This window comes from Rossellomorea vietnamensis, from assembly GCF_008180415.1.
Lineage (GTDB): Bacteria > Bacillota > Bacilli > Bacillales > Bacillaceae_B > Rossellomorea > Rossellomorea vietnamensis_C.
This window is the reverse complement of record NZ_VTEI01000014.1, coordinates 1-12,407: the sequence shown is the minus strand read 5'-3', so window position 1 is coordinate 12,407 and position 12,407 is coordinate 1. Positions and strand designations below refer to the sequence as shown.

Here is a 12,407-nt window from a genome sequence, read left to right as displayed (position 1 = left end):
ATGAAACATCGTTATTTGCCGATGACAGAACAAGATCAAAAGGAAATGCTGGACACGATTGGAGTCAGCTCGGTTGATGAGCTGTTTGAAGATATTCCTGAAAAAGTAAGGTTTAAAGGGGAATATAACATTAAGAAAGCGGAACCTGAGACGACCTTGATGAAAGAGTTAAGCCGGATGGCTTCAAAGAATGCGGATTTGCGCTCTCATACTTCTTTCATTGGTGCAGGGGTTTATGACCACTACATGCCTGTTATTGTGGATCATGTATTGTCACGTTCGGAGTTCTACACTGCCTATACACCATATCAGCCGGAAATCTCTCAAGGGGAACTGCAGGCAATCTTTGAATTCCAGACAATGATTTGTGAATTGACTGGCATGGACGTAGCTAACTCCTCCATGTATGACGGCGGTACGGCGCTTGCTGAAGCGGCGATGCTGAGCGCAGGCCAGACAAAGCGGAAGAAGGTTCTTGTTTCAAGTACAGTCCATCCTGAATCAAGAGATGTCCTGCGTGCTTATGCGAAAGGACAATATATTGAAGTAGTTGAAATTCCTCATAAAGATGGTGTGACGGACACGGCAGCTTTAGAAGAAATGATGTCTGATGAAATCGCAGCTGTCATTGTTCAATATCCTAATTTCTTTGGAAGAATTGAAGAATTAGCGAAGCTTGAGGGCATCGTACATGACAAGAAAGCGATGTTTGTTGTGTCATCTAATCCATTGGCGCTTGGCGTGCTGACGCCTCCTGGAAAGTTGGGTGCTGATATTGTGATTGGTGATGCACAGCCGTTTGGAATTCCGACAGCGTTCGGGGGACCGCACTGCGGATATTTCGCTGTAACGAAGAAACTAATGCGTAAGGTTCCTGGCCGCCTGGTCGGACAGACTGTTGATGAGGATGGCCAGCGAGGATTCGTCTTGACTCTCCAAGCGCGCGAACAGCATATCCGTCGTGACAAAGCGACTTCCAATATTTGTTCGAACCAGGCCCTTAATGCCCTTGCTGCTTCCGTTGCAATGACGGCTCTTGGTAAGAATGGGGTTAAAGAAATGGCAGTCCAGAATATCCAAAAGGCTCATTATGCTAAGGAAGCCCTTAAACAAAATGGTGTGGAGGCTGCATTCGAAGGTCCTTCCTTCAATGAATTTGTCATTAAAACCAGCCGGCCTGTAAAAGAAATTAATTCAGCTCTGCTTCAAAAAGGAATCATCGGAGGATATGACCTTGGTCTTGTCGATTCCGATCTAAATCAGCATATGCTTGTAGCGGTTACAGAACTTCGCACAAAAGAAGAAATCGATACATTTGCTAAAGAATTGGGGGATTATCATGAATAAGAACGATCAGCCTCTCATTTTTGAATTATCAAAAGAAGGACGTACCGGCTTCAGCCTTCCTGAAATGGATGTTCCGCAAGTAGACTTGTCTCAACTGATTCCTGCAGGATACACACGTGAAGAAGCACCGGAACTTCCGGAAGTTTCTGAACTGGATATCATGCGTCACTACACTGCCTTGTCCAAGCGCAATCATGGGGTGGACTCCGGTTTTTATCCGTTAGGTTCATGTACCATGAAATACAATCCGAAAATCAATGAAAATGTAGCCAGGTTCAACGGCTTTGCCCATCTTCACCCTCTACAGGAGACAGAAGGTGTTCAAGGAGCATTGGAGTTGATGTTCGACCTGCAGGAACATTTAAAAGAAATTACTGGAATGGATGAAGTGACTCTTCAACCTGCGGCAGGTGCTCACGGGGAATGGACAGGATTGATGATGATCCGTGCCTACCACGAAGCAAATGGAGATACAAAACGTACGAAAGTCATCGTTCCAGATTCTGCTCATGGAACGAACCCTGCTTCCGCAACCGTGGCAGGATTTGAAACAGTTACGGTGAAATCCGACGATAACGGATTGGTTGATATGGAAGACCTTAAACGTGTTGTAGGTGATGATACAGCCGCTCTAATGCTTACGAACCCTAATACATTGGGCTTGTTTGAAGAAAATATTTTGGAAATGGCTGCGATTGTCCATCAGGCCGGCGGAAAGCTGTATTATGACGGCGCCAATCTTAACGCGGTTATGTCGAAAGCACGTCCTGGAGACATGGGCTTTGATGTCGTCCACCTTAATCTTCATAAAACATTTACTGGACCTCATGGAGGAGGCGGACCTGGAAGCGGACCTGTTGGTGTCAAAGCCGATTTAATCCCGTATCTTCCTAAGCCTATCCTGGTTAAGCGCGAAGACGGATACGCCTTTGAATACGACCGTCCTCAGTCAATCGGACGTGTGAAGCCTTACTATGGCAACTTCGGCATCAATGTCCGTGCCTATACGTACATTCGTACAATGGGTCCTGACGGGTTAAAGGCAGTGACGGAAAATGCAGTCATCAATGCCAACTATATGATGAGAAGGCTGGCTCCGCACTTTGATCTTCCGTACGATCGTCACTGCAAGCATGAATTTGTCATCAGCGGAAAGCGTCAGAAGAAATTGGGAGTCCGTACCTTGGATATCGCCAAGCGCCTGCTTGATTTCGGCTATCATCCGCCAACCATCTACTTCCCATTGAATGTAGAGGAATGTATGATGATTGAGCCGACCGAAACAGAGTCCAAAGAAACAATCGATGATTTTATCGATGCAATGATTCAAATTGCTAAAGAAGCAGAAGAAAATCCAGAGATCGTACAGGAAGCACCGCATACGACTGTCATCAAGCGTCTTGATGAAACACTTGCGGCACGTAAACCTGTGCTGCGATATACAAGAGAAGGTTAACAGTAAAAGGATGTCCTTAACGGGGCATCCTTTTTGCAATCCCGAATGGAAATCGAATTATAAAAATGGTTGAAAATGGGTATTGCCAAAGATTACCAAGTTTGATAAATTAAACTTAACCAGTAAAATTAATTTAACCGAGTTAAAAAATGAAACGGTGGTGAGAAAAATTGGAATCTATGATGATCATCAGGGACTACAATCAGTTAAAAGCTTTAAGTGACCCATTCAGGGTGAAGTTGATGTTGAGGCTGGTGGAGAGCCCGTTTACTGGGCAGCAGCTGTCAGAGGTATTCGATCTTTCCCGGGCAAGAATTCATTATCACCTTCGTGAGCTGGAAAAGCTGGGATTGATTGAAATCGTCAAGACAGAAGAAAAGAATGGAATCATTCAAAAGTTCTATCAGTCTGTAGCCAGCGGATTTTACCCGGATGCCAGCCTTATGCCCCATAAAGAGGAAATCAGCAATACAAAGAGGCAAATGCTTTATGGGATGTTGGATAGAACCATGACCAGGCTTCTGGAGGCTCCAAATGATGCGTTTGAAGAAGCGGGCCCTAATGATCCCGCAGACTGGAATATCCTTGCGACCTCATGGGAAACAAAGGTGACAGAAGAGAATTTCAGATGGTATACCAAAAAATATTTTGAGCTCTTGGAAGAGTTGCAGAATCGAGCAGAGAAGGATGCCGATAATCCCGACGCCAAGTATTATTATATGTCAGGTTATGGTTTCCAGGTAAATGAATCGAACTTTGAGAAAAGGGTTTCCAATACAGATGAAAATGAATAATAAGGAGATTCAGTATTGAATCTCCATTCTCAGATCTGACAGTAAAATAATTTTGACCGGTAAATTTATTTTGTAGGACAATACCCTATATTTTTTTAGGTCAACGGTAAAAAAAATTTACCTGTATGGAAAGGAGTTTTAAAGGTGAAAGAACTGTTGATGAGAAATCGGAATTTTGCTGCTTTATTCTTCGGAAGAATGGTAACGAATATGGGTGACAGTCTTTATTATGTAGCAGCTATGTGGCTTGTATTTGAATTAGGTGGAAGTGCCTTTTATACTGGCTTAGCAGGTTTTCTGACCCTTCTGCCTGGAACTTTGCAATTTTTGACTGGACCGGTCATCGATAAATTGCAGATTCAGAAACTTCTTGTATGGACTCAGATATTGCAGGCGATACTGGTGCTGCTTATTCCTATAGCCCACTATGCAGGGTTTCTCAGTGTGTCCTTTATACTTGTGATCATGCCGGTTATATCTGCTATTGAACAATTTGCTTATCCAGGTCAATCGGCACTATTGCCAAGGCTTATCCGAAAAGACCAGCTTGTGAAGGGCAACTCGCTTTTTTCTTTCGCTTATCAAGGTGTCGACTTGGCTTTTAACGCCATTGCGGGCATTTTGGTCGCTTTAGTGGGTGCAATCACTCTTTATATGATCGATGCCGTCACATTCATTATTGCAGCTATTCTCTTCAGATTGATTAAGGTAAAGGGGGAGAAGCAAGGAACTGGGCAAAATGGAGCTTTGGTAAAAGAAAAAGTTGTTTCGTATAAGAAAGATTTAGCTGAAGGATTTGGCATCGTCTTCCGATCAAAGCTGGCAAAATTCTTACTAGGTTCCGTTGTGGCAAATTTTGCTATCGGTTCAACATACGCGGTGCTGCCTGCCTTCGCTGAGCTCAGGGGAGGTTCTGAAGCCTATGGGCTTTATTTAGCAGCCATATCGGGAGGTGCATTGATCGGCGCTCTGTCGGCTTCTTTCTTTGGAAAATACCCACTGGGGAAACTTGTGATCACATTATTCTTCCTGGGAGGCAGCTGCTGGATGATATCAGGATTCATTCCATTCACCACTGTCAGTATTCTTTTTTTCGGAATATCGTGGATCCCGATTGGAGCAACGAATGTGATCATGGGAGCGGCGATTCAATCGGTTGTTCCTCAACATTTAATGGGAAGAATTTTTTCGGTCACTGCTTCTCTTGGGGCAGCTGCTATGCCATTTGGCTCTTTACTGGGAGGATACCTGGCCGATGCAGTCAATCCGGTGACGGTGTTTGCCGGCTCAGCTGCAGGGGTGATCTTTGTTTCGATCGTTTGGTTATTGGACCGGGCTTTACTTACACTGCCCAGCTCTGTGGACATCAACCCGGAAGAGCTTGGGCTTTCAACTGATGTAAAGCTGACTTCTTGAATGAAGGTTCAATCCTGGGAGGATTCGCCGCCCATTATTATAGTGGGAGGGTATGCTTGGTTTTAAGCCATAAATAAAAAGCCGATTTCAACTGAAATCGGCTTTTGCGCTCAAATAAGAAAATATACTACTTTCTTATCGTAAATCAGGAAGCGTTCTGAATCCAGCTTCAGCGCCCAGCCTCTCGGGGTCAAATAACCTCTGGAGAATAAAAGGATAAACCCCCTTTTCTTCTCCAAGGAACATTTGCCTGTCAGGGCTAAACGGGGCGCTTCCGCTTTTTTTATTATTTCTTCTTTTTAATTTTTCCTGTCCATTTCTTGAACCCGCCCTGTAATTGGTGAAGGTCCCTGTATCCATTACGGCGAAGCATCTGTGCTGCCCTGCCGCTGCGCATGCCGCTCTGGCAGTAGAGATATACCGGCTGGTCATTGCGGACTTCCTGCTTCCTTTGTTTCAACTGGGAGAGCGGAATATTCCTTGCGCCGAGGATGTGGCCGTTTTCGTACTCATTCGGTTCCCTGACATCAATCAGCTGGGCTTTACGGTATCCTGCACGGAACTCTTCTTCCGTAAGGTTATTTACAATACGCTTTTGCATAAAAAACGTAATTATTGAATAGACGATGATCGCCCCTAAAACGACTAGTAAAAAATATAAACCTGACAAAATTCCTGACCCCTTTCACAATTCACTATTCTCTATTATATTCTCTCTTCTGTGCAGATACAAAAGAAATCTATTACTATTATATTATTGTCTATTAGGGAGAACAAGAACTCTTTTTGAAAGGTATGTGACTTTTGAAGGGCAGGGAGTTTTCCATGTTCTTTTTTACGAAGATTCTTTTACCCTGACTTAACGGGGGGATTCCCGGCTAATTATAGCAATCACTTTTGGTCTATCTGACTTAATGGTGCGATTCCAGGTTAATCATGCCATTAACTTTTGGTCTATCTGACTTAATGGTGTGATTCCCGGCTAATCATACCAATAACTTTTGGTCTATCTGACTTAATGGTGCGATTCCAGGTTAATCATGCCATTAACTTTTGGTCTATCTGACTTAATGGTGCGATTCCAGGTTAATCATGCCATTAACTTTTGGTCTATCTGACTTAATGGTGCGATTCCAGGTTAATCATACCAATAACTTTTGGTCTCCCTGACTTATTGGTACGTTTTTCTATATTAACTCACCTCCCCCGGGCATGCCCTCTATCTTTAAAGAAGAGTAAATAGAAATCGAACCTTTTCCTGGATTGACATATGCTAAAATTCATCTTCTGCCAATCTACTGTCGTATCCGGTGCCCATTCAACCAAGCGGTCTTTTCTTCTTTGTTTTTTTCTTATACTTTGATAGACTAGAAATCGACTTTAATAAGAGTAAAAGAGGTATGAGGTTATGACCAAAGAAGTATGGCGGTATATCGACTCGGGGAATTGTTCTCCGTCCTATAACATGGCATTGGATGAAGCACTGCTCGATTGGCATAGTGAAGGAAAAATCCCTCCGGTTATCCGCTTTTACGGGTGGGAACCTGCGACTCTGTCGGTAGGCTATTTCCAGAAGGTTGAAAAAGAAATCAAGATGGATGCTGTGAAAAAACATGGTCTGGGATTTGTCCGCCGTCCGACAGGGGGAAGGGGCGTCCTTCATGAGCATGAACTTACATATAGTGTGATTGTAACGGAAGAGCACCCGGAAATGCCTAAGACGGTCACAGAGGCTTACCGGGTCATTTCAGAAGGAATTCTCAGGGGATTCAGAGCTTTGGGGCTGGAAGCTTATTTTGCAGTGCCGAGGACGGAAGAAGAGAAACAGGGTTTGAAAAGTCCGCGGTCAGCTGTCTGCTTTGATGCACCAAGCTGGTATGAACTTGTGGTAGAAGGCAGAAAGGTAGCCGGTAGTGCCCAGACCCGCCAAAAAGGCGTCATCCTCCAGCATGGTTCTATTTTGCTTGATCTTGATGAAGATAAATTATTCAGTTTGTTCAAGTATCCGAATGACCGGGTGAAGGAACGTATGCAGCGGGCTTTTAAGAGCAAGGCTGTGGCTGTCAATGAAATCAGCAGTGAAACCGTCACCCTTGACATGGCGAAGGCCGCTTTTAAAAAAGGGTTTGAACAGGGACTGGGAATCGAGCTCGAGCCATATGTACTTTCCCAAGAGGAAGCACGATATGTAGAGGACCTTGCTAAAAGAAGATATGAATCAGATGAATGGAATTTTAAAAGGTAGACTTTTTGTTCAAGGGGAAAAAATTGAATTAACTTTTTTCGGATTTCAAAAGCGATGAAAATCGCTTTTTTCCTTTTCATAAAGGGGTTAGAAGAGGACTGTTATTTTTCAACCTTGAAAATTGTCGGGTTTTGTTGGTTTGTGCTGGCTAATCTATGATTCCCTTTCGATCTCTTCTCTTTCCAGCCTATTTTCAGTTTGACAAAAAAGTTTTAACATGAACTGAACACAACATATAGTGTGTCGAAAAATATTTTACACACTATATATAGTGTGTATTGGTTGATTTTCATTACCGGCTGTGATAAATTTATTTTTGAATTTAACAACTAAGATAGAAACAGAAACCATTCAATATAGTAGTTTAAGGAGTTGTATTTATGTCTGTCGTATCCAAACAAGAAATGATAGTTAACAGAGAGAGTCTGAATAAAGCGATCGGTATGTTTCCGCAAGTCCATCCCATTACCCCGGATATGAACATTACACATAAGGGTGTATCCCGCCTCGTAATGATTGACCGCTACTCATTTAAAGACACTGAAAAGATCACCCTTACTGAAGGAGATTTCGTTGTATTAACAATCAAGGAAGATCCTAAATTCCCTGCAAGAGGGCTTGGTTTCATTAAGAGCCTTGACCGGGAGAACAAGCAGGCTGAAGTCTTAATCATTGAGGAGTACAGAAGTTCCATTGATAACCCGGTGGAAGCTGAAAGCGGTGTTGTTAAACGTTCATTGGATGTGATTGAAAAACCGCTCGAGATCTTCTATGAGCAAATTGCCAAGAGAAACGCAACAGGGCTTGCCGGTGTCGAGACGACAGAAGAAAAAAGACAGGAATGGTTCGAGAAATTCTACCACGAACTCGTAAACATGAATTTTGTGCCGGCTGGCCGTGTATTGTACGGAGCAGGTGCTGATACGGACGTCACTTATTTCAACTGTTATGTTATGCCGTTCGTAAAAGATTCCAGGGACGGCATTTCTGACCACCGCAAACAAGTAATGGAAATCATGAGCCGCGGCGGCGGAGTCGGAACGAACGGATCGACTTTAAGGCCAAGAAACGCACTGGCACGCGGTGTGAACGGAAAATCATCTGGATCTGTATCGTGGCTGGATGATATTGCGAAGCTGACTCATCTTGTAGAACAGGGTGGATCAAGACGTGGTAAATAAGTGCCTCGTCTATAAATAAACCTCGTGAATTGCTGGAAACTCTTTAATAGTAATCGTGTAAATGTCATCCGAAAATGAGAGAAGAGAAGACAGTCATGAAACTATTTGACGCTAATATTTTACTAATATAAAAATTAGCGTATAAATGACTTACTGGCTACAACGCAGCTGGAAACGGCAAACGTGAATGCTAAAAAACAGTAAGTGGAAAAAGACAATCAGCAGCCAAGCTCCTTTAAAATGGAGAAGGTTCAACGACCATCGAAAGCACGCTGTAACAGCGGAAGCGAGTAGAGTAGGAATCAAGCGGTTCCCAAGTGCGAGGACACTCAAATGAGTGTAAGATATGGTCTGAACTCTAAGGTGACTTAGAGAGTTGATGTAGCGTATCAACGTAACGTATTGGCCCAAATGATCATGTTGTCAGATTGGCACCCTGACATCATTGAATTCATCATTTCAAAGATGCAAAACCCGCGTATCCTTCGCTATCTTCTTGAAAATACAGAAGATGAGCAGATAAAAAAAGCTGCACAGGACAAATTGAAATTCACTCCTCTTACAGCACAGGAACAAGATATGTACCAAGGAATCATTAACTACAAACAGATTCCCGGGCTGGGAGGATTTTCGGACAAGATCATCAAGGAAGCTGAAGAGAAGATCAGAACGGGCGGTACTTACTCTGTCCATAATTCTGAATTTCTTACAGGCGCAAATATTTCAGTCTGTCTGACAAGCGATTTCATGAAAGCCGTGGAAAATGACGAAGAATACAGCCTGCGATTCCCTGATGTAGAGAAATATGATGAAGAAGAGATGAAGTTCTATAATGAAAACTGGCATGAAATCGGTGACGTTAGAGAGTGGGAACAGATGGGCTACAAAGTCCGTACCTACAGAAAGATGAGAGCCAAGGAATTATGGAATCTGATCAATGTATGTGCGACTTATTCTGCTGAACCAGGTATCTTCTTTATTGATAATGCCAACGACATGACAAATGCAAAAGCATATGGACAAAAAGTTGTGGCGACAAACCCATGTGGTGAACAACCACTTGCACCATTTTCCGTCTGCAACCTCGCAGCTGTGAATCTTGCCCAATTTGCGGACAAAGAAAATAAAACAGTCGATTTTGAAAAACTGAAGAGGACAGTAGAAGTCGGCGTACGTATGCAGGATAACGTAATTGATGCCACTCCTTACTTCCTTGAGCAGAACAAAAAGCAGGCACTCGGAGAACGCCGAGTCGGCTTAGGTGTCATGGGGCTTGCTGATTTATTGATCTACTGTGAAAAAGAATATGGATCAGAGGAAGGCAACAAGCTTGTGGATGAAGTATTCGAGACCATTGCCGTGACAGCTTATCGTGCATCTGTTGAATTATCGAAGGAAAAAGGCAGCTTCCCATTCCTTCAAGGTGAGACAGAAGGCGAAACGAACCGCCTGAGAGAGGCATTCATCAATACAGGCTATATGAGTAAAATGCCTGAGGATGTCCGCCAGTCTATCATGGAAAACGGTATCCGCAACTCCCATCTTCTCACAGTTGCTCCAACTGGCAGCACAGGAACGATGGTGGGTGTGGCGACAGGGCTTGAACCTTACTTCTCCTTCACTTATTATCGAAGCGGACGTCTTGGGAAATTCATCGAGGTGAAGGCTGAAATTGTACAAGAATACCTTGACCGCAATCCTGAAATAGATTCAGACGCCCTTCCTGAATGGTTCGTTTCTTCTATGGAACTGGCACCTGAAGCCCATGCAGATGTGCAGTGTGTCATCCAGCGCTGGATTGACAGTTCTATCTCGAAGACAGTCAACGCGCCAAGAGGCTATACGGTTGATCAGGTTCAAGGAGTGTACGAAAGATTGTATAAGGGCGGAGCGAAAGGCGGCACAGTCTACGTGGATGGAAGCCGTGATTCACAGGTTCTGACTCTGAAAGCGGAAGAGAACAGCTTTGATGAAGAAGAAACGGCACCACAGGCACCACAAGGCAAAAAGCCGGTGGTACTGGTTGACACCATCCAGGATGTCAGGTCAACAGATGTGACAATTGGATCTGAAGTAGGAAATACATGTCCGGTCTGCCGGAAAGGAACCGTCAAAGATATGGGCGGATGCAACACATGTACCAACTGTGGAGCACAATTAAAATGTGGATTATAATCTAAGTAGAAGGGGGACTTGTTCCTCCTTCTTTTTTGTAGGCTCTTTTCGAAAACTTTGTTTCTATTTAACATTAAATGCGCAGATATCACCTTAAATCACCAAAAATAATGGTAAGAAAGAAAAGAGCTGCATCCTCTAATTAGAGAGGAAAACCTTAGTATCCGGAGAAAAATCCGGCTCTTGGGATATTTCTGAAAGCAACAATCTATGTGAAAACAGCCTTTTTGTATTGTGATTCTTTATTCCTTTAAAAGGGACTGTCCCTTTTATTACGGTGACGCAATGAAGTGTGCCCTGGAAATTGGCTTGTTCTTATTCTAAAACCCTTCGAAATGAATATGAAAGTTATAAGGAAACTTCGAAGGGGATGGTTCCCATGAACATCGATGGTGTGTTTTCAGGCGGCGGAATCAAGGGGTTGGCACTAATTGGCGCTTACAGGGCTATCGAAGAAAAAGGCTTTAGATTTCAACGGGTTGCGGGGACGAGTGCCGGCGCAGTTATAGCCGGGTTCATTGCAGCCGGCTACAACAGTGACAGCCTGCTTAATATAATGGATGAAATAGATTTGCCAGATTTACTGGATAAAAATCCATTGCTTTCTTCATTGCCATTAGTCCGGTGGCTGAAAGTGTATTGGAAACTGGGGCTTTATAAAGGGGATGCTCTGGAGCAGTGGATAGAGGAAAAGTTAAGGGTCAGGGGAATATATACCTTTGCCGATCTGAGGCCGGGCGCATTGAGGGTAGTTGCCTCCGACCTGTCCAATGGAAGGCTGATGGTGCTGCCTGATGACCTGGACAAATACGGTATTCCCAAAGAAACTTTCCCGGTAGCAAGGGCAATCAGAATGAGTGCGAGTCTGCCTTACTTTTTCGAACCGGTGAGGCTGAAATCACTGGATGGGCTAAGTATAGTCGTCGACGGAGGTGTCTTAAGCAATTTCCCGATGTGGCTCTTTGATAAAGAAAATACAAAGAAGGTAAGACCTGTTTTGGGGATAAAGCTTAGTCATGATGCACAGGAAAGACCGAAAAACGAAATCCACAATGCCATCGACATGTACGGAGCGCTGTTTCAGACCATGAAGGACGCACATGACTCCAGATATATTTCCAGGAAGCATTCTGCAAACATCATTTTCATACCGACAGAAGGCGTGTTGACGACTGAGTTTGAACTGACGGAAGAAAAGAAAAGAGAACTTGCCGGGTATGGGTATAATCAGGCGAAAGAATTTCTGCGGATATGGAGTTACGGCTAAGAGAGAGGAAGATCATAGAGCGGTTGACATTGCTCAATAAGAAGCAGATTCTTCCCCTGGAATTCATTAATAATGTAAATTGTCAACTCAAGTCGAACACGGCAAGAAATTCATGAATACCTCAAATGGCGTATTATAATTGAGCACTTTCCGGGGGACCTGGTTGAACGTCAAGAGAAAATCCATGATGTCCTTCTGGGTCATCCGGCTGAAATCGGTTCCTTTTGGGTATGTGCGCCTAATGCGCCCGTTACTATTTTCGTTGGTGCCACGCTGACCTGGTTTGCCGGGATCCGAGAAGTAAAAGGGAACCTCCAGCCCTTTTTCGACTTCTTCCCAAAGATGAAATTCCTTGCCGCGGTCTGCGGTGATGGACTTTACCACTTTTTTTGGCAAGTTCTTCAACACATGGATGATGGACTGTGCAGTTTCACTCGCCGTTTTCGCCGCCAGCTTATAGATAATCTCAAACCGGCTGGTACGCTCGGTCAACGTGAGAATCTGACTTTTGTGTGACTTGCCGATG

Annotated in this window: 8 protein-coding genes and 2 pseudogenes; 8 read left to right on the top strand and 2 right to left on the bottom strand. The window is 43.8% G+C overall.

The genetic code is table 11. From position 1 onward, the window contains the following. The 4 genes from gcvPA (at position 1) to FZC78_RS18985 (ending at position 5,013) form a co-directional block, all read left to right on the top strand. Positions 1–1,347: an aminomethyl-transferring glycine dehydrogenase subunit GcvPA gene (gene gcvPA, locus FZC78_RS19000; protein ID WP_148941659.1), complete on the top strand. Its 1,347-nt coding sequence runs from the start codon at positions 1–3 to the stop codon at positions 1,345–1,347. Then, positions 1,340–2,803 (top strand): aminomethyl-transferring glycine dehydrogenase subunit GcvPB, encoded by a 1,464-nt coding sequence (gene gcvPB, locus FZC78_RS18995; RefSeq protein ID WP_148941658.1) that lies wholly within the window; start codon positions 1,340–1,342, stop codon positions 2,801–2,803. The genes gcvPA and gcvPB overlap by 8 nt, the downstream gene beginning before the upstream one ends. A gap of 179 nt (positions 2,804–2,982) precedes the next feature. Further along, complete coding sequence (locus tag FZC78_RS18990; protein WP_187445022.1) at positions 2,983–3,597, top strand: ArsR/SmtB family transcription factor; 615 nt, start codon at positions 2,983–2,985, stop codon at positions 3,595–3,597. Positions 3,598–3,756: 159 nt separating this feature from the next. Further along, the gene (locus FZC78_RS18985) at positions 3,757–5,013 is read left to right on the top strand and encodes an MFS transporter (RefSeq protein WP_148941734.1); all 1,257 of its coding nucleotides are present in this window, start codon (positions 3,757–3,759) and stop codon (positions 5,011–5,013) included. 286 nt (positions 5,014–5,299) lie between these two features. Here the strand turns inward: FZC78_RS18985 and FZC78_RS18980 are convergent, their stop codons facing one another. Further along, entirely contained in the window at positions 5,300–5,614 is a 315-nt protein-coding gene (locus FZC78_RS18980) for a rhodanese-like domain-containing protein (protein WP_187442743.1), read from the bottom strand. Between the two features lie 807 nt (positions 5,615–6,421). Here FZC78_RS18980 and FZC78_RS18975 point away from each other — a divergent pair. The 4 genes and pseudogenes from FZC78_RS18975 (at position 6,422) to FZC78_RS18960 (ending at position 11,881) form a co-directional block, all read left to right on the top strand. Further along, on the top strand, positions 6,422–7,258 hold the full coding sequence (locus tag FZC78_RS18975; RefSeq protein ID WP_148941655.1) for a lipoate--protein ligase family protein: 837 nt from the start codon (positions 6,422–6,424) through the stop codon (positions 7,256–7,258). Positions 7,259–7,638: 380 nt separating this feature from the next. Next, positions 7,639–8,433: pseudogene (locus FZC78_RS18970) on the top strand (ribonucleotide reductase N-terminal alpha domain-containing protein); the annotation flags it as partial. 411 nt (positions 8,434–8,844) lie between these two features. Next, positions 8,845–10,614, top strand: a pseudogene (locus FZC78_RS18965) (vitamin B12-dependent ribonucleotide reductase); the annotation flags it as partial. Between the two features lie 379 nt (positions 10,615–10,993). Further along, positions 10,994–11,881 carry a patatin-like phospholipase family protein gene (locus tag FZC78_RS18960; protein ID WP_148941652.1) on the top strand — a complete coding sequence of 296 codons (888 nt, stop codon included), beginning with the start codon at positions 10,994–10,996 and terminating at the stop codon, positions 11,879–11,881. An 87-nt stretch (positions 11,882–11,968) separates the two neighbouring features. Here the strand turns inward: FZC78_RS18960 and FZC78_RS18955 are convergent. Continuing rightward, positions 11,969–12,407 (bottom strand): IS30 family transposase (locus FZC78_RS18955; RefSeq protein ID WP_148941651.1); only part of this gene is annotated, 439 nt, incomplete at its 5' end.

Coding starts and splice junctions, on each gene's coding strand:
- gcvPA (WP_148941659.1), top strand. CDS start 1: ATGAAACATCGTTATTTGCCGATGACAGAACAAGATCAAAAGGAAATG.
- gcvPB (WP_148941658.1), top strand. CDS start 1,340: ATGAATAAGAACGATCAGCCTCTCATTTTTGAATTATCAAAAGAAGGA.
- FZC78_RS18990 (WP_187445022.1), top strand. CDS start 2,983: ATGATGATCATCAGGGACTACAATCAGTTAAAAGCTTTAAGTGACCCA.
- FZC78_RS18985 (WP_148941734.1), top strand. CDS start 3,757: ATGAGAAATCGGAATTTTGCTGCTTTATTCTTCGGAAGAATGGTAACG.
- FZC78_RS18980 (WP_187442743.1), bottom strand. CDS start 5,614: ATGCAAAAGCGTATTGTAAATAACCTTACGGAAGAAGAGTTCCGTGCA.
- FZC78_RS18975 (WP_148941655.1), top strand. CDS start 6,422: ATGACCAAAGAAGTATGGCGGTATATCGACTCGGGGAATTGTTCTCCG.
- FZC78_RS18960 (WP_148941652.1), top strand. CDS start 10,994: ATGAACATCGATGGTGTGTTTTCAGGCGGCGGAATCAAGGGGTTGGCA.